Source organism: Chryseobacterium sp. FW101-FHT12H09 (assembly GCF_058790395.1).
In genome coordinates this window covers 1229586-1248336 of record NZ_JBYTCP010000001.1, presented here as the reverse complement: position 1 = coordinate 1248336, position 18751 = coordinate 1229586, and the positions used below count along the sequence as shown (strand labels likewise).

At 33.9% G+C, this 18751-nt stretch carries 17 protein-coding genes; 10 read left to right on the top strand and 7 right to left on the bottom strand.

Annotation, left to right across the window (positions count from 1 at the left end):
• Positions 1 to 460 precede the first annotated feature (460 nt).
• Positions 461 to 2089, bottom strand: a complete 1629-nt coding sequence (locus AC3WRL_RS05700; protein WP_214833191.1) for an acyl-CoA carboxylase subunit beta — start codon at positions 2087 to 2089, stop codon at positions 461 to 463.
• Between the two features lie 438 nt (positions 2090 to 2527).
• Here AC3WRL_RS05700 and AC3WRL_RS05695 point away from each other — a divergent pair, with 438 nt between their 5' ends.
• Genes AC3WRL_RS05695 through AC3WRL_RS05685 form a run of 3 tightly spaced genes read left to right on the top strand, consistent with a single transcriptional unit; the run spans position 2528 to position 5284 of the window.
• Positions 2528 to 3406, top strand: coding sequence for a DMT family transporter (locus AC3WRL_RS05695; protein WP_214833189.1), 879 nt, complete (start codon positions 2528 to 2530; stop codon positions 3404 to 3406).
• A gap of 13 nt (positions 3407 to 3419) precedes the next feature.
• Positions 3420 to 4502 carry a putative type IX sorting system protein PorV2 gene (locus AC3WRL_RS05690; RefSeq protein WP_214833187.1) on the top strand — a complete coding sequence of 361 codons (1083 nt, stop codon included), beginning with the start codon at positions 3420 to 3422 and terminating at the stop codon, positions 4500 to 4502.
• An 11-nt stretch (positions 4503 to 4513) separates the two neighbouring features.
• Positions 4514 to 5284, top strand: a complete 771-nt coding sequence (locus tag AC3WRL_RS05685) for a hypothetical protein (protein ID WP_492329886.1) — start codon at positions 4514 to 4516, stop codon at positions 5282 to 5284.
• 83 nt (positions 5285 to 5367) lie between these two features.
• On the opposite strand, the gene AC3WRL_RS05680 is transcribed toward AC3WRL_RS05685, so the two are convergent.
• Complete coding sequence (locus AC3WRL_RS05680; protein WP_214833183.1) at positions 5368 to 5937, bottom strand: fasciclin domain-containing protein; 570 nt, start codon at positions 5935 to 5937, stop codon at positions 5368 to 5370.
• Between the two features lie 384 nt (positions 5938 to 6321).
• Between AC3WRL_RS05680 and AC3WRL_RS05675 the strand changes: the two genes are divergently transcribed.
• Positions 6322 to 6831, top strand: coding sequence for an RNA polymerase sigma factor (locus AC3WRL_RS05675; RefSeq protein WP_251040635.1), 510 nt, complete (start codon positions 6322 to 6324; stop codon positions 6829 to 6831).
• 1 nt (position 6832) lies between these two features.
• Positions 6833 to 7651: an anti-sigma factor gene (locus tag AC3WRL_RS05670; RefSeq protein WP_214833182.1), complete on the top strand. Its 819-nt coding sequence runs from the start codon at positions 6833 to 6835 to the stop codon at positions 7649 to 7651.
• A gap of 56 nt (positions 7652 to 7707) precedes the next feature.
• Here AC3WRL_RS05670 and uvrC read toward each other — a convergent pair whose 3' ends face one another.
• Both uvrC and AC3WRL_RS05660 read right to left on the bottom strand, forming a co-directional pair.
• On the bottom strand, positions 7708 to 9498 hold the full coding sequence (gene uvrC / locus AC3WRL_RS05665) for an excinuclease ABC subunit UvrC (protein ID WP_214833180.1): 1791 nt from the start codon (positions 9496 to 9498) through the stop codon (positions 7708 to 7710).
• Between the two features lie 91 nt (positions 9499 to 9589).
• A complete protein-coding gene (locus AC3WRL_RS05660; protein WP_492329885.1) occupies positions 9590 to 10354 on the bottom strand; it encodes a hypothetical protein in 765 nt (254 codons plus the stop codon).
• Between the two features lie 123 nt (positions 10355 to 10477).
• Between AC3WRL_RS05660 and hutH the strand changes: the two genes are divergently transcribed.
• The 4 genes from hutH to AC3WRL_RS05640 all read left to right on the top strand — a co-directional run bounded on the left by hutH (position 10478) and on the right by AC3WRL_RS05640 (position 14594).
• Entirely contained in the window at positions 10478 to 11965 is a 1488-nt protein-coding gene (gene hutH, locus AC3WRL_RS05655) for a histidine ammonia-lyase (RefSeq protein ID WP_214833177.1), read from the top strand.
• An 8-nt stretch (positions 11966 to 11973) separates the two neighbouring features.
• Positions 11974 to 12432, top strand: coding sequence for a DUF2059 domain-containing protein (locus AC3WRL_RS05650; RefSeq protein ID WP_214833175.1), 459 nt, complete (start codon positions 11974 to 11976; stop codon positions 12430 to 12432).
• Positions 12433 to 12538: 106 nt separating this feature from the next.
• The gene (locus AC3WRL_RS05645) at positions 12539 to 12985 is read left to right on the top strand and encodes a GNAT family N-acetyltransferase (protein WP_214833173.1); all 447 of its coding nucleotides are present in this window, start codon (positions 12539 to 12541) and stop codon (positions 12983 to 12985) included.
• Between the two features lie 124 nt (positions 12986 to 13109).
• Positions 13110 to 14594, top strand: coding sequence for a S8 family peptidase (locus AC3WRL_RS05640; protein WP_261511027.1), 1485 nt, complete (start codon positions 13110 to 13112; stop codon positions 14592 to 14594).
• Positions 14595 to 14704: 110 nt separating this feature from the next.
• Here the strand turns inward: AC3WRL_RS05640 and ygiD are convergent, their stop codons facing one another.
• The 3 genes from ygiD to AC3WRL_RS05625 form a co-directional block, all read right to left on the bottom strand.
• The gene (gene ygiD / locus AC3WRL_RS05635; protein ID WP_214833168.1) at positions 14705 to 15532 is read right to left on the bottom strand and encodes a 4,5-DOPA-extradiol-dioxygenase; all 828 of its coding nucleotides are present in this window, start codon (positions 15530 to 15532) and stop codon (positions 14705 to 14707) included.
• A 74-nt stretch (positions 15533 to 15606) separates the two neighbouring features.
• Positions 15607 to 16119 carry a YceI family protein gene (locus AC3WRL_RS05630; RefSeq protein ID WP_214833166.1) on the bottom strand — a complete coding sequence of 171 codons (513 nt, stop codon included), beginning with the start codon at positions 16117 to 16119 and terminating at the stop codon, positions 15607 to 15609.
• Positions 16120 to 16244: 125 nt separating this feature from the next.
• Entirely contained in the window at positions 16245 to 16406 is a 162-nt protein-coding gene (locus tag AC3WRL_RS05625; RefSeq protein WP_214833165.1) for a hypothetical protein, read from the bottom strand.
• A 143-nt stretch (positions 16407 to 16549) separates the two neighbouring features.
• On the opposite strand from AC3WRL_RS05625, the gene AC3WRL_RS05620 reads away from it, so the two are divergent.
• A complete protein-coding gene (locus AC3WRL_RS05620; protein ID WP_214833162.1) occupies positions 16550 to 18688 on the top strand; it encodes a S9 family peptidase in 2139 nt (712 codons plus the stop codon).
• Positions 18689 to 18751: the final 63 nt, after the last annotated feature.

The following is an 18751-nucleotide window of genomic DNA, read 5'->3' as shown; positions in this document are numbered from 1 at the left end:
CTGCGAAAGCGGGAGAGTAGGTCGCCGCCAGTTTTTATTTAAAAGTCTCATACATTAGTTTGTATGAGACTTTTTTTTGTTACCTACATCATGTAAAAAGAACCCAGTATCAATGATGAATAATGAACCTCCTCCTCCTCCTCCTACTACTACTACTACTACTACTTTTTAAATAATAGCTTTATCAATAGAGGTGGGCTAAAGCCCACCTTCCATATAAATCAAAGTCCACTCGGCTTTAGCCAAAACTTAAAACTCTGCTGGTAAACTTTCAACCCTCAATTTTCAACTCTTGGTAATAACTAATGTATGTTAAGTAAATCTATTTAAATCTTCTTAATTTTGATTGACAACTCAACCTATCAAAAATGATACAGGGAGTTTTTGCTGACATAAAAGGAGGGAATAAAAAATGCCTTACTTCTAAAGTAAGGCATTTTTTACAATATTTTTATTTTTATCAAACCTGTATTACTCCTAAGTTGAATTTTTCTGTAATAGGAGAATGATTAGCTGCTTCAATACCCATGGAGATCCATTTTCTTGTATCAATAGGATTAATAATAGCATCTGTCCATAATCTGGCAGCAGCATAGGTAGATTCTGTTTGTTTTTGATACCTTTTAGAAATAGTATCTAAAATTTCATTATGCTCTTCTTCAGTAATTTCTTTACCTTGTTTTTTCAATGTGGATTCCTGGATCTGAGCCAGAACTTTAGCAGCCTGGGATCCTCCCATTACGGCAAGATCTGCCCATGGCCATGCCACAATTAATCTTGGGTCATATGCTTTACCACACATTGCGTAGTTTCCTGCGCCATAAGAGTTTCCTGTAATGATTGTAAATTTTGGTACTACAGAATTTGCAACTGCATTTACCATTTTGGCCCCATCTTTAATAATTCCCCCATGTTCAGATTTTGAGCCTACCATGAATCCTGTTACATCCTGTAAGAAGATCAAAGGAATCTTTCTTTGATTACAATTCGCAATAAATCTTGTCGCTTTATCCGCTGAATCAGAATAAATAACTCCTCCAAATTGCATTTCTCCTTTGCCACTTTTTACCAATTTTCTCTGGTTAGCAACAATTCCTACAGACCAGCCATCTACCCGCGCAGTTGCGCAAATAATGGTTTTTCCATAATCAGGTTTATATTCTTCGTATTCAGAATTATCAACCATACATTTTATGATATCTAATGTGTCATATTGTTCAGTTCTGGAAGATGGCATAATACCAAAAATGTTCTCTGGGTTTTCTTTTGGAGGGAAACTTTCAATCCTATCAAAACCTGCTTTTTCAGTACTTCCGATAGATTTCATTATATTTTTTATTCTATCTAAAGCGTCTTTATCATCTTTAGCTTTATAATCAGTAACACCCGAAATAGAACAGTGTGTAGTAGCTCCTCCAAGAGTTTCATTATCTATACTTTCACCAATAGCAGCTTTTACAAGATAACTGCCAGCTAAGAAAATTGAACCTGTTTTATCAACAATCATGGCTTCATCACTCATGATAGGCAGGTAAGCACCACCAGCAACACAACTGCCCATTACTGCAGAAATCTGAATGATTCCCATGGAGCTCATTTTAGCATTATTCCTAAAAATTCTTCCAAAGTGTTCTTTATCAGGAAATATTTCGTCCTGCATAGGTAAATAAACACCAGCAGAATCTACCAGATAAATAATAGGAAGTTTGTTTTCCATTGCAATTTCCTGAGCTCTGAGATTTTTCTTTCCAGTAATTGGAAACCAGGCACCAGCTTTTACTGAAGCGTCGTTAGCGACAATAAGACATTGTCTTCCAGAAACATAACCTATAACTACAACAACTCCACCAGAAGGACATCCACCATGCTCGGTATACATTTCATAACCAGCGAAAGCTCCTACTTCTATGGAATCTGAATTCTTATCAAGGAGATATTCAATTCTTTCTCTTGCAGTCATTTTTCCTTCGTCACGTAACTTTTGAAGCTTTTTCTCTCCACCTCCTTTTTTTATTTCAGCAAGTAAACGATTTATTTCGGATAATTTTAATCTATTTTGATCTTCTCGTTTGTTGAATTCGATGTCCATAAAATTTTTAATTTTTTACGCCTAAAGATACTATTTTTAAAGAGAATATTATTTTTGGTAAAACAAGTGTTTAATAGGTTGGTTTACAGAAAATTGTGAAATATTTAACAGAAAATTATTTTTGATTAATTGATATTTTTGCTAACTTTACGTAAGAGTATTGAGGGGTATTATTCCCTTCGCAAAATACTCTGTTCCTAGTTTATTTTTTTAATAGTTTATTATTTGAAAGCCCCGAAAGTTGAATAAATTTTCGGGGTTTTTTTATTCATTTTATTTCGTTTTCCAAGTCTGTCAATTTATTGAAATTAAGTACTTATAAAATTCTGAAAAAGTCGAATAAAATTTAATTGCTTTTTCTTCAAATCTATTTTTATTTATCAAAGAATTGTAAAACCTATTCGTAAATTTGCATCTTAAAAATTCAAAAGATAGGTTATGCATAAATTAGCACTTTTCAGATTGCATTTAATTATATTTTTATGGGGGTTCACTGCAATCTTGGGAAAATTAATTCATGCCAATGCACAAGTTCTTGTATTTTACAGAATGCTATTTGCAGCCATTTGCCTATACGCCTATATAAGAATCTATAAAAAGGAAAGTATAAAGGTTTCAAGGAAAATATTTTTTCAATTGGCGGCCATAGGAACTGCAATGGCTATCCATTGGTTTTGTTTCTTCTATTCCATTAAAGTCTCGAATGTTTCTATAGCTTTAAGCTGTTTATCGTTATCAACTCTTTTTGCTTCGATATTAGAACCTATTATCTTTAAACGAAAGATCGATGTTTCAGAAGTTATCATGGGAATAGTCATAGTGGCTTGTATTCTTTTAATTTTTAAAACAGAGTTTCAATATAAAGAGGGAATTCTCTACGGGGTATTATGTGCAATTTTCGGGACTGTCTTTTCAGTCTTTAATGGTAAAATGTTTGGAAAAACAAGTTCAGGAAATATCATTTTTTATGAAATTTTCTGTGGTTGGGCAGTTTTGTTGATATTTTATTTGTTTTCGGGACAAATTTTTCAAATGGATGAAATAAACTATAGGGATATTGCGTTAATATGCTTGTTAGCAAGTGTTTTTACGGCTTTTCCAATGTTGGAATCGGTTAATTTAATGAAGTATATTTCTCCGTTTACACTAATTTTAACAGTTAATTTAGAACCAGTTTACGGAATTATACTAGCTTTTTTTATCTTTGGCGAATCAGAACATATGAGCCCTATATTTTATATAGCATCATTTGTTATGATATTGGCAATTATAGCCAATGGATTGATAAAAGCCAGAAAACAAAAAAAAACTAATTAAGCATCAAATTTATATGATGAAAAAATATCTATTATTTTTATTTTCACTGTTATTCGGGATGTCTCAATCCCAAATTATCAGGAAATATTCCAATGAATTTCTAAATATTGGAGCAGGAGCAAGAGGACTGGCTATGGGAGGTGCTGTGATTTCAAACCAGGATGATGTCTACTCTCCAATGTGGAATCCCGCAGGTTTAATGTCAATCGAAAGAGACTGGCAGGGTGCTGCAATGCATGCTGAATATTTCGAATCCATTGCTAAATATGATTATCTGGCTTATGCAAAAGTATTGGAAGAAGGAGTTTTTGGAGTTTCAGTTGTTAGACTTGGTGTTGATAATATCTTGAATACAACTCAAATGATCGATGCTGAAGGTAATATTGATTATGATAAAATCACGAAATTCTCACAATCTGATTATGCTGCAATACTTTCTTATGCTTTTCATCCAGCGGGAAATACAAAATTAGATGTAGGAGTAAATGCGAAAATAGTATATAGAAATGTTGGGAAATTTGCCAGCGGATACGGATTTGGTTTCGATGTTGGAGCCATTTATAAGGCAGATAATGGCTGGAAGTTTGGCGGGATGCTTCGCGATGCTACAACAACAGTTAACTTCTGGAGTATTAATCAAAAAGAATTATCTACAGTTGTTAATGGTGAGGAATTTAACCCGGCACCCAAAGATAAGATGGAACTTACGATGCCCAAGCTTAACGTAGGAGCTAGTAAGATATTTGAAATTAACAGCAGCATATACGTTTTACCGGAAGCTGGAATAAATGTAGATTTTGCTAAAACTGCGGCTCTGGTTTCAACAGATTTTGCAAGTATTACACCTTATGCCGGAGCTGAACTAGGTTATCAGAAAATGATCTTTGTAAGACTAGGGGTAAATCGTTTCCAGTCTATTACGGATATTGAAGATTTAAAAAGAAAAGTTTCTTTTCAACCGAGTGCTGGTTTAGGTATTAGATACAGGGGACTTACTTTAGATTATGCGATTACAAACTCGGGAATTGGAGGATCTAACTTCTATTCTAATTTCTTTTCCCTAAAGCTAGATATGGGAACATTTAGAAATGATTAAAAATTAAAAAAATGAAAAAAGCATCACTATTTATATTGACCGTTTGTTCAATGTTAACTTTCGGACAAAAAGTATCAGACTATAAATATATTTCTATTCCGGAGAAGTTTACAACTTTTAAAGAAAATTTTGAGTTAGATATGGTACTATCGAAATCGCTTAAAAGCAAGAAATATGTTGTTCTTCAGGGAAATAAAGATCAGTGGCCTGCAGAAGCAAAAGATAATTCTTGTAATGTTCTAAATGCAGATGTTGTGGACGACAGTGGTTTTCTAAGAAATAAGGTTGTTTTACAGTTTAAAGACTGTCATGATAAAATTGTATTGGCGAGCAAAGGAGCTTCAAACATTAAGGATTATAAAGAAGGATTTCAGGATGCATTAAAGCAAACCTTTGTGGCAGTGCCTGTTTCTTACCCTACTGTAATGGCCGTTCAGACTGAAACTAAAAGTATTGAACAGGTTAAAGAGACTCCAACAACTGAAGTTGTTGCTTCCTCTACTTCTACTTCCTCTACTTCTTCTGGAAGTACTGCTAGCAAATATAGTAACGGTAAATTAAATCTACAGAAAGTACAGATCGACAACAGTCAGTTTATTCTTGTAAGACCTGATAGCTCTATTCCTTATGCTACTTTTAAGGAAACAACAAAAAGAGATGTTTTCAGAGTGAAGTTTGAAAATGGAGATACTACGATTGGTTATTATGAAAATGGAAATATTGTAATAGAAGTTCCTGCTGCAAATGGTGGATATTCTAAAGATATATTTTTAGGTAAATAAGATATTATTATCGATTAGGATATAAAAGAATCCCTTGTCTAAACAGACAAGGGATTTTTATTAAACCATTTAAAAATTAAAAACTATGGCATTAAAACAGTGTCTATGACATGAATTACTCCATTGGATTGATTGACGTCTGCGATAGTAACTTTTGCACTGTTACCCTTTGCATCTTTAATATAAAGATCTTTACCTTTCGTCCAGAATGTGACATCTTCACCTTCTACAGTCTTCATCATACTTTTCCCATTTCCAGCTTTTACAGCGGCCCAAATTTCTTTAGCACTGTACTTTCCAGCGAGTACATGATAGGTTAAAATCTTAGTGAGCATTTCTTTATTCTCAGGCTTCACCAGATTTTCTACCGTTCCTTTTGGAAGTTTAGCAAATGCAGCATCAGTAGGAGCCAGGACAGTAAAAGGTCCACTTCCTTGTAAAGTTTCTACCAATCCAGCGGCTTTCACTGCAGCTACTAATGTTTTATGATCTTTAGAGTTTACAGCATTTTCAATGATATTTTTTGAGGGATACATAGCAGCCCCACCTACCATTACTGTTTTTTCTTTCATTGTTTGTGCTGTTACCTTCCCACTTAATACGAATGATAAAGTGACCATTCCGAATACGGCGATTTTTGATCTTGTGTTCATTTTTTGATTTTTTAATTAAATAATATTTGATTCTTATCTTATTCTTATCATCATTTACGACATTAATGTCATTTCAGATTTAAAAAGATTTTGTTTTTAAATTTTTAAGCTCTGTTTAAATATGTAATGGATATACCAGGGTACTATGGGTTTAATTTTTTAGTTTTTGGTTGAATAACATATTTTCTGCAAGTCAGTATTAAAAAGAATAAAGAAATTGTCTTTAAAAAGGTATTTTCCATATTCTTATTTTTTTACTTAAAATCATATACGAAATAAAAGAACTTTTGGTTTTTACTTGTTATATGTTTTATTTTGTTACATTTGGAATGAAAAATATTCGCTATTAAAACAATCTATTCGGAGGACGAACTTGTCGTTTTATTGAAAGAAAAAAACGAAGCTGGTTTTCATTACTTGTATGACCACTATTCTGGTGCGCTCTATGGTGTAGTACTCCGAATTGTACAATCAAAAGAATATACTGAAGAAATTATTCAGGACGTTTTCGTAAAAATCTGGAATTCCATTCATCAATATGATATCAGTAAAGGGAGATTCTATACCTGGATGATTAATATTGCCAGAAACACAGCGATCGATTATTTAAAATCAAAAAGTTTTCAAAACGAACTAAAAAACCAATCAATTCCGGATTTCGTATATAACAGTGCAGAACTTTCTACCACGAATGACGCATCTGATTTCATTGGTTTTAATAATGTACTTGAAAGTTTGGAATCTGATAAGCAGGAACTTATAGATCTGGCTTATTATCAGGGATATACACAGAATGAAATATCTGATAAATTGAAAATACCTTTGGGTACGGTAAAAACGAAAATGCGAAATGCATTAATAAAATTAAAGGATTTGTTAAAAGATTATCAATAAATTGAACACTAAGGAATACATATCATCCGGAATCATAGAATCTTATATTCTAGGTCTTGCTTCTCCAGAGGAGGCAGGTATTTTGGAGTGTGTGATGAAAAATAATGCTGAAGTAAAGGCGGCTTTTGAGGAAGCACAAAAAACATTGGAAGATCTTGCGACAGCACAGGCTGTAGCTCCACCTGTAGAATTAAAGTCTAAGATTTGGGCTAAGATTCAAAAGGAGCAAACTATTGACGAAATAAAACCGGTAGTTTTACAAAATGAATCCAATGTACATTCTGAAAAGGAGACAAAAGAAATTGTGGTTCAGAAAAATAATACTTGGAAGACATATGCTATTGCGGCTTCGGTGTTATTTTTAGTAAGTATAGCAGGGAATCTATTTTGGATGAATAATCAATCCAAAAACAAGGCAGATATAGCGAAATTAGAAACTGAAAAACAGTCTAAAGATCTGGCTTTGCAAAAGATGAATGAAAAATGGAATATGATGTCCAGCCCCGATATGCAAATGGTCAAGTTAAAAGGAGTGGAGAAACATGCAGATTCCAAAGCTATGGTTTTTTGGAACAAGAATACCAAAGAGGTCTATCTAAATGCTGAAGACTTGCCGAAAGCTCCGGCAGGAATGCAGTATCAGCTTTGGGCCATAGCAGATGGAAAGCCCGTAAATGCAGGAATGTATACAAAAGAAAAAGACAGTAAAATTGCTCTTGCCAACATATCTAAAGCCCAGGCTTTTGCCATAACTCTTGAAAAAGAAGGCGGAAGTGAGGTGCCTACAATGGAAAATATGTATGTAATGGGAGGTGTATAAAAATATGATTTACCATCTAAATAAAAAAACGCTCGGAAGAGCGTTTTTTTATTTATTTAATCATTGAAATATTCCCAGATAACTTTAGCCTTACTTTTACCCAGTATTTCTTCTAAAGTTTCCAAATTAGATTCTTTAATTCTTTTAACGGATTTTAATTTTGATAATAATAATTCTATTGTTTTTTCACCAACGCCTGGAATCTCTTCTAACTCAGATTTTATCGTAGAGTTTTTTCTTCTTGTCCTGTGATGCTTTACACCAAAACGGTGGGCTTCATCACGAACCCGTTGTAAGATCTTAAGTGTTTCAGATTTTTTATCAAGATACAATGGAATGGAATCTTCAGGAAAGAAAATTTCTTCCAACCTTTTAGCAATTCCAACAATAGTAATTTTCCCATACAGTCCTAATAATTTTAAACTTTTTATAGCTGAAGATAGTTGCCCTTTTCCTCCATCGATAAGAATAAGTTGAGGAAGTGGTTCGGCCTCATCCAACATTCTTTTATAACGGCGGTAAATAACTTCTTCCATAGTTGCAAAATCGTTAGCTCCTTCTACGGTCTTTGGATGAAAAATCCTATAATCTGCTTTACTTGGCTTTCCATCTTTAAAAACAACACAAGCAGAAACGGGATTGGTTCCTTGAATATTGGAATTGTCAAAACCTTCAATATGTCTTGGCTCCACAGGCATTCTTAGCAGTTTCTGCATCTCAGCCATAATTCTGTTGGTATGTCTTTCAGGATCTACGATCTGCACCTGTTTTAATTTCTCTAAGCGATACTCTTTTGCATTCTTTTCAGAAAGTTCTACGATACGTTTTTTATCACCCACTTTGGGAACGATCAACTTTACATTAGGAATTTCTACAGATAAATGGAAAGGGAGCAGTACTTCTTTGGAATCGGAGCCGAATTTCTGACGAATCTCGATCAAAGCCTCTTCCATAATATCCTCATCAGTTTCTTCAAGGATCTTTTTAATTTCCGTAGTGAAACTCTGAATGATATTTCCATTTCTGATTTTGAAGAAATTGACATATGCTGCGGTTTCATCACTGGTCATTCCAAAAACATCTACATCATCAATATTTGGATTTACCACTGTATTTTTAGCCTGATAATCTTCCAGGATATCCAGTCTTTCTTTAATAATTTGAGCATCTTCAAATTGTAAATTAGAAGCATGTTTCATCATCTGGTTAATCAGATAATCTTTGGCTTTTCGGAAATCTCCTTTTACTATTCCCCGGATGGAATCGATCTTTTCATCATATTCCGCTCTACTTTCCAGCCCTTCACAAGGCCCTTCACAGTTTTTAATATGGTATTCAAGACAAACTTTATATTTGCCATCTTCAATTTTATTCTGTGCCAGATTTAAATTACAAGTTCTCAGCTTATAAATATGCTTTATCGTATCCAGTAATATTTTTGCCGGACGAACCTTTGCGTATGGCCCATAATATTCTGAACCATCTTTAATAATATTTCTTGTCAGAAAAATTCTAGGAAAAGCTTCATTTTTAATACAAATCCAAGGATATGTTTTATCATCCTTGAGCATTACATTGTAAAAAGGTCTGTGTTCTTTAATCAGGTTATTTTCTAATAAAAGAGCATCATATTCACTATTTACAATAGTAGTTTCTAATCGTTGGATCTTTCCAACCATTATTTTAATCCTATAACCCGGTAGGTTTTTATTGAAATAGGATAGAACCCTTTTCTTTAAGTTTTTTGCCTTCCCAACATACAATAGATGATCGTTTTTATCGTAGTAACGATAAACACCAGGTTCAGATGGTAAAGTTTTGAGCTGTAATTCTAAAGAAGGATTCATATAACAAAATTACGGAATCCATCCGGTATTTAAAAGAACAAAAAAACTGCAGAATTTTCTGCAGTTTTATCATATATGTTAAAATTAAATTTTATCCGTGGCTCATTTCAGTGTATGCATTCACTAAAAAACTGAAATAATCCCACTCAGTAGATTTTTTTGGATATTTTTTCATGAATTCAGGATTATCCCCAAATAAGAAGTCATAATTATCTTCAAAATCATCTTTATGAAGCCACATAATTTTATCTCCCTTTTTTACATAGTAAGATTTGATAACGCCACCACCAAGTTGAGGAGAGCCTCCGATTGAAAATCCACCTGTTTCTTTAGCTCTTGGATCATGATAAACGGAAATTATTTCACTGAAATCAGGATTGATCAATTGCATTAAGAATTCTTTTTCGTCTTTTTTGTTTTTTAATGAAACAGTTTGATTAACAAAATGTATACGCTCACCTGTTGTATTTTTGGTCAGTTTTTTAGTTCCAAAGTTTCTGATGTTTCCCATGTACTTTGCAACCTTAGCTATTTTTTCTGCATTACTTGGATACAAATACATTTCACTAATCTGATCAGCATTAAAAGTTTCATTTTTTTTAGAAATACTGTCTTTGATTGAAACTTCGTAGATCTGTCCTTTTTTTGCTTCAATTTTTCCACAAAAACCTTTGTGAGAGCTTCCGTCTTTTAAAACAATGGTAGATGTTTTTTTAGGGGATGGAAGGTTGAATCCTTCATTGAAGAGATAAGTTTCCATTTTCTTGATCTCTTCTTTTGAGTATTTTACCTTGTCTTGTGCAAAAGAAGCTGTACTTACAAAGCACAATGCAAGCAGTAGAGTTTTAAATTTCATAGATTATTGTTTTTTATCGGCGTAAAAATAACAATTTAAACCACTTATTGTTAAAATAAATTATGGTCATATTTAGTTTTTACAATTATTGCTAAATGTGTAATTTTAAAGAAATTTTTAGAAATGATATACGGAGTAGATATTTTCAGTTTCCATGATGTATTGGAAATCTGTAAAAAACCAAATAAAGCTAAACTTAATAAAGCAGCAAAAGAGCAGATTTTAAAATCTCAAAAGAATGTTCAGGAAATTGTGGCATCGGATCGATGTGTTTATGGTATAAATACCGGTTTTGGTCCTCTTTGTGATACTAAAATTTCTGCCGATGAAACAGCGCAGTTACAATACAATTTAATTATCTCTCATGCCGTAGGAGTTGGAAAGCCAATTCACAAAGATTTTTCTAAGATCATGATGATCGCTAAAGTTCATGCATTGTCAAAGGGATATTCAGGAGTTTCTATGGAGGTTATTGAGAGACTTATTCTAATGCTTGAAAAAGATATCATTCCTGTAGTTCCTGAGCAAGGGTCTGTAGGGGCTTCAGGAGATTTAGCTCCATTAGCTCATTTAGTACTTCCTTTATTAGGTTTAGGACAGGTTTGGGAAGGCGAAAATATTTATGAAACGGCTGAAATTTTAGAAAAACATAATCTGGAACCTTTGACATTAGGACCAAAAGAAGGATTAGGATTAATTAATGGAACTCAATTTATCCTGGCTCACGCTATTAAAGGATTAGAGAAATTTGAATATTTATTAGATCTGGCAGATATGACTGCTGCAATGAGTCTCGAAGCTTACAGAGGTTCTGAGAGTCCATTTAAAAAGGAACTTCATGATATCAGGCCATTTGAAGGAAGTAAAAAAGTGGCAGCAAGAATGCTGAAATTCCTTAAGAATTCTGAGAATATGAAAGCACATGAAGACTGCGAAAGAGTACAGGATCCTTATTCAATGCGATGTGTTCCTCAGGTACACGGAGCTAGCAGAAATGCTTATGAGCATCTGAAACAGATGGCTGAAACAGAATTGAATTCCGTAACAGATAATCCAATTATATTAAGTGCTGAAGAATCTATTTCAGGAGGGAATTTCCACGGACAGCTAATGGCTATGCCATTAGATTATGCAACATTGGCAGCAGCTGAATTAGGAAATATTTCTGACAGAAGAAGTTATTTACTCCTGGAAGGAAAATATGGACTTCCAAGACTATTAACGGAAAGCTCAGGTTTGAATTCTGGATTCATGATTCCTCAATATACTTCAGCAGCATTGGTTACAGAAAATAAAACCTTATGTTTCCCGGCTTCTGCAGATTCTATTCCTACAAGTTTAGGACAGGAAGATCACGTTTCTATGGGAAGTATCTCAGGAAGAAAATTCAACCAGGTTTTAGGGAATTTGGTGAATATTTTATCTGTGGAATTGATGTTTGCAGCCCAGGGACTGGAATTCAGAAGACCTGCTAAGTGCTCAAAGATTATCGAAGAGAATTTTGCTATTCTTCGTACTAAAGTAGCAAAGCTTGAGGATGACAGATTAATAGGAAAGGATATGCTGGCTATCGCAGAATTAATTAATGATAGAAAGTTTATTGTGAATTAATAACGAGAATGAAGAAGATAGTTGTTGTAAGTGCTTTATTTTTGGGAATAAGTACTTTTGCTCAAACAAAACAAGATAAAATAAAAGAGCTAATTTCTTTAAATGGAACTTTTACCATCTCAAAAGAAGTAAAAAAGGATTTTATTTCAGAATATAAGAAAAGGTATAGCCATGTTCCAGATTTAGCTTGGAAACCTATCGAAGAGAAGATTAATATTGATGAACTTGTGGATAAAGTGGTTGATATGTATGGGAATAAATTTAATGAAAAAGAAATTGATCAATTACTCATTTTTTATAAATCAGATGTAGGAAAAAAAGTTATTCAAAATGCACCAACTATGATAGCTGAAATCCAAGATGTTACTCGTAATTGGGCAATGAAAATTAATCAAACAATTAATGATGATTTAGAGAAAATGGGATATTTACAGTCACCTCCTCCTCCAATGCCTTCTTCAAAATAAATAAAAAAGCTTCCCATCAGGAAGCTTTTTATTTTGTAAATCTTTCAATTTTTAAATAACATTCAATCTTTAAATCCCCTATCCCTTATATTTGTCAAAAAAAATAATGATAATAAAAAGAGTAGACTCCTCTAATACCGACTTTCAGAATCTTGTACAACTCCTTGATGCTGATCTGGCTATTCGTGATGGTGATGATCACGCATTTTACCATCAGTTCAATGGGATAGATATGCTAAAAAACTGTATTGTAGTATCTATCGATGATATAGCTGTTGCCTGTGGTGCTTTCAAACCTTTTTCTGATGGTACAGTGGAAATTAAAAGAATGTATACCAACCCTCAGTATAGAGGTAAAGGTTTAGCCTCAATGACGCTAAATGAACTTGAAGTCTGGGCCAGAGAATGCGGCTATGAAAGATGTATTTTGGAAACAGGAATTAAACAACCTGAGGCCATTGCTTTGTATGAGAAAAGAGGCTATAAAAAAACAGCTAATTATGGACAATATATAGGAGTTGAGAACAGTGTTTGTTTTGAAAAACTGGTATAACTTAAGTTTATAGTTCTTAAATCATTTTGGAAAAATTAATATTCGGGAAATACTAAATTAATTTTTAAAGAATTGTAATTCAAAAGAAAGTGATATCTTTTGTTTACCAATCAAAATTAATTATATGAAAAAAAATGTATTTTACCTTTTAATCTTATTCTTCTTTGTAGCCTCGTGTAACAGGGAAGGTGTACAAAATGAGACAGCTGACGTCGAAGTTTTTCAAAAAGATCCTTTAACAGCGAAACAGATCAACGCTGAGATCAATCAATCTATTAAAGACAAAGGCTCTTTCAATTGGAGTCAGTCTTCCAATCACGTTCTGTGGAGTGCAATTTTCCGTGGAAACAGAATGGTATCCATCGGATTTGGTTCTTCTAAAGAAGATTTCGACAGAAGCAAATCCCCGAACACTAATGAAATGGAGAAGGAAATCCTGTCTGTTATCAAAAAATATGAAGGAAAAGATGAGAGAGCGTTTCTTCTTCTTTCTGACCGATATCTGAATCAGATGGATGTTGTGATTGAAAAAGAAGAAACTATTTCTGCTCTCCGGCAAATGAAAATAATCCGATATCTGGAGCCGGCAGATTACCATTATTTTGAATTTGAAGCTCAATATAATGCAACAGCAAAATCTTCAGGGAGTGGCTCCTCGGGATGTGGCTTTTCATCAACTACTATAAATGCAGCAGATTATACCGCTACTACTCCAAGTGCAAAAATTCCATGGGCTTTTACAAAACACAGTATTCCTGATGCCTGGAGTTACAGTACAGGGGCAGGTGTTACCATTGGTCTCATTGATACTGGAGTCTCTCCGGACCAGACCTTATTAGGAAGCAATTTTAACAATGGTGCTTCATCAGGAAGAACAATCAATAAATTTGGAGTATATAATTCTGATGGCTCAGGAGATCAATGTGGACACGGAACAAAAATGGCTTCCGTAATGACAGCTCCAAGAAATAATTCGGGATTACCAGTAGGTGTCGCTTATAATGCCAATTTAATAGCTTACAGAGCTGCAGAAAATGTTGTACTGGAAACTTCCAGTGAGCAGACTGGTGTTAAAACAGCTTTTACCGAACTGGCAAATAATACCAATGTAAAGATTATCTCTATGTCGATGGGACATATATTCTCTGTCGGAAAAATTGAAGATGGCGTAAAATATGCCTATTCTAAAGGAAAACTGATCTTCTGTGCGGGTGGAACATCTACCAGTTTTACCAACTTTGTGGGGGTGATATTCCCGGCATCAATGTCGGAAACACAGGCGATTACAGGGGTTAAAGAAAACACTTCCAATCAGAAATGTGATGTTTGCCATTCTGGAAGCCAGATCGATTTTACATTCCAGATGGAAAGAGCTTCAGGAAATACCGTTCCTGTTCTAAGTTACTATAATGAACAGGCCGATTATGTAGGTGGTTCTTCTGTAGCAACAGCGGCTACTGCCGGAATTGCAGCTTTAGTATGGTCAAAAAATCCATCATGGACAAGAGAACAGGTGCTTAATAAAATGAGACAGTCAGCAACATATTATCCGAATCCGAATTCCAGTTACGGATATGGAAATATTAATGTGCTAAACGCGGTACAATAAAATAATACATAAAAAAGGAAATATCTCAACTAAGATATTTCCTTTTTTATTTTTCAGAGAGAATGTAAACAATATTACAAAATGTATAAATATAAAAACATCCCTTACTTCTAACCGATCCTCACACTCGTCATACTCAAAGAACCACCTATTAATTCATCATTGAATAAACGAAGTTCTTCCGACTGATGTTTTAATCCTAAACTATAAAGCAAAGGTAAATAATGATCCGGTGTAGGAACTGCATACTGTAGAAAAGCACCCTGTTTTTGGTAGTCAATTATATTTTGAAAGTTGCCGTCAAGAAGCCAATTGTTAGTTTTTTCTCTGGCTTCAATAGCCCAATCCCATCCAGCTCCAACTGTATTAATATTTCTCCAGTCTATTAATCGTAAATTATGAACGATATTTCCACTTCCAATAATTAAAATACCTTTTTCACGAAGCTTATTTAATCTCTGAGATAAATCAAAATGATATTGCGGAGGTTTTGTATAATCAATACTCAACTGAATTACGGGAATATCCGCATTAGGATACATATGTTTAATGACAGACCATGCACCATGATCTAATCCCCAATTATGATCTTCTTCAACCAAAACAGGAGCTAAAAGCTCAGCCGTTTCTTTTGCCAATTCAGGATTTCCGGGAGCAGGATATTCTACATCAAATAAAGCTTTAGGGAAACCTCCAAAATCATGAATTGTTCTTGGCATATCCATCGCAGTTACAAAAGTTCCCGGTGTATACCAATGTGCAGAAATACACAAAATAGCATTGGGTTTGGGAATCTCTGTTGCCGCTTTTCGAAATCCCTGTACAAACTGATTTTCTTCAATAGCATTCATTGGCGAACCATGTCCAAGAAATAGAACCGGCATTCTTTGAGTGCTTTGAAAATTATCACTGATGTTTTGTAGATCGTTGAGGTTCATAAGAATTGTATTAAAAATAAAAAAGGTTCAAGGTTTTTAGAAATCCCCGAACCTTTTAAATATATGAATGAAAATTATGCTTGTTTTACAAACTGTAATTCACCGCCTAATTTTACTTCTTCACTTACCATTACACCTCCCGCTTCAAGAGCTGCATTCCAGTTTAATCCGAAGTCTTTTCTGTTGATTTTACCTTCAAAAGAGAAACCTGCTTTAGTATTTCCCCATGGATCAACATTAATTCCATTGAAGTCTACATCAAGCTTTACAGGTTTTGTAATTCCGTTGATCGTAAGATTTCCAGTTACATCTCCGTTCAATGCCTGAGATTCGAATGTAATTGTAGGGTTCTGTTCAGCATTAAAAAACTCCTCACCTTTTAAGTGATTATCTCTGTCTTCATTATGGGTTGCTATAGAATTAGTCTGAATAGTAGCCGTTGTTTTTGCGTTAGCAAAAGTGTCATCGTCAGCTTCGATTTCTGCATTAAAATTGGTGAAATTTCCTTTAATGTTAGAGATCATCATGTGTTTTACTTTAAAAGTAATTTCACTATGTGCTGGGTCTAAATTCCATTTTGTTGCCATTGTATTGTATTTTTTTATTGTTATTTATAATGCAAATCTACACCAAGAACCGGGTTCAAAACATTGATATAGGATAAGAAATGAGGATTAATGATTTATTAATATTAGAGTATCAGAATTTGGAGCTATTTCCCGCTATTCACTTTTACTCCTCGCTCCATCGCTTTCCAAGCTCTTGCTGTGGGGTAACCGTTACTATCGGGGCTAAGATATCTGTCATTGTGAGCAAAGCGCAGATTCCGCACTCCACTTTGTTCTCCTCTGAATGACAACTCAGTAGGAACCAATTAAAAAACGGTCAAGAAAACACGACAATAAGTTAAGGAATTATTTAATTAACATAATAATATCATTTTATGAATGTTTTTAATTTAACATTTCTTAACGGATGACTTTTATTTCTTATTTTTGGTGGATTCAATTTTAAATAATGAAATTACATAAGTTTACTTTATTGATGGTGGTTTTGGGTGGATCAGCTTTTGCCCAGACCCAAAAATTTACGATGGCGGAGGCTGTAAATGGCTTAAGAACTAATCTGGCAGTGAAAAATATCTCTCAATTTTCATGGACTGAAGATGGTAAATCTTACATTCAGGCTGTAAAAGGAGGGTATTTAATTACCGATCTGAAGACAAGCAAGCAAGATACTTTATTGTCTTTAAACCAGCTGAATAAACAGTTTACAACAAATAAACTGAATGCATTGCCTCCAGTTAAATTTCTAAACAATTCCAATGGTTATTTTAATTCTGATGGCCAGATGTTTTGGGTGGAAAAATCAGGAAACGATTGGAAAGTAAAAAGTACTTTATCACTGAATGAAAATGCAGCAAATGTAAAGATCTTTGGAGATAATCAGACATTAGCTTACACAGTAAAAAATAATTTGTACGTCAATAGAAATGGAAAATCTATAGCAGTAACAAATGATACTGATGAAAATATCATCAGCGGACAGGCAGTACATAGAAATGAATTTGGAATTGATACAGGAATTTTTCCAGCTCCAAATTCCGAGTCTGTAGCTTTCTATAGAATGGATCAGAGTATGGTTGCAGATTATCCTGTTATCGATTGGTCTGTAACACCTGCTGTAAATCACAATATGAAATATCCAATGGCTGGGCAGGCATCACATCAGGTGACATTGGGTGTTTACAATATTAAAAATCAATCAACTACTTTCTTAAAGGTAGAAGGAGAGAAAGATCAGTATCTGACTGCTATTACCTGGAGTCCTGATTCAAAATATATTTTTGTTGGTGTTTTAAACAGAGGACAAAACCATATGAAAATGAATCAGTATGATGCTATAACAGGAGAGCTTGTTAAAACCCTCTTTGAAGAGTCAAGTGATAAATATGTAGAACCTCAGCATCCACTTGTGTTTTTTCCAAAATCTAATACCGATTTTATCTGGCAGAGTCAAAGAACTGGATATAATCATTTATTTCATTACAGTTTAGAAAAAGGATTGGTTTCTCAGATTACCAAAGGAGATTGGTTGGTTACTGATATTTTAGGATTTAATGAAAAGAAAAAAGAAATCTTTTTCGTTTCTACAAAAGAAACTCCTCTTGAAAGACATCTATATAAAATCAACTGGACGAATTTTAAAATGCAAAAACTGGATGATGCGGAAGGAATGCATACAGGGCTTTTGAGCAGTGATGGAAATTATTTATATGATGTATACAGTAATGCCAATACACCAAGAGTCACCAATATTATTAACACCAATACTTTAAAGTATAACAATATCCTTACTGCTGAAAACACATTAAAAAATTATCAGCGACCGGAAATTAAAAATATAAATCTAAAAGCAGATGATGGAACTCCATTGTTTGGAAAGATCATTCTTCCAACCAATTTTGATCCTAATAAAAAATATCCGGTTATTGTTTATTTATACAATGGACCCCATCTTCAATTGATCACCAATACATTTCCGGCATCAGGAAATCTTTGGTATGAATATATGGCTCAAAATGGATACATCATTTTTACAATGGACGGAAGAGGTTCTTCAAACCGTGGACTGAAATTTGAGCAGGCAGTATTCAGAAATCTGGGAACTACGGAAATGAATGATCAGATGAAAGGAGTGGAATATTTAAAGTCTCTTCCGTACGTGGACTCTGAGAAAATGGGAATTCATGGATGGAGCTTCGGTGGATTTATGACCACAAGTTTTATGCTTCGTCAGCCTGATGTTTTCAAAGTAGGTGTAGCCGGAGGGCCTGTTATCGATTGGAAGATGTACGAGATTATGTATGGTGAAAGATATATGGATACTCCACAGGAGAACCCTGAAGGATATGCAAAGGCAAACCTATTGGATAAAGTTCAGAATCTAAAAGGTAAACTATTGATGATCCATGGAGCACAGGATGATGTAGTCGTTTGGCAGCATTCTATTAAATTTATCAAATCTGCTGTAGACAACGGAGTTCAATTGGATTACTTTGTGTATCCGGGACATCCTCACAATGTAATAGGAAAAGACAGAGTGCATCTGATGCAAAAGATCACAGACTATTTTGATCAGAACTTGAAAAAATAATTAGAATCCAACCGATGAGGTTGGATTTTTTTATTTGAATATTCTTGATATAATATTTTTCAA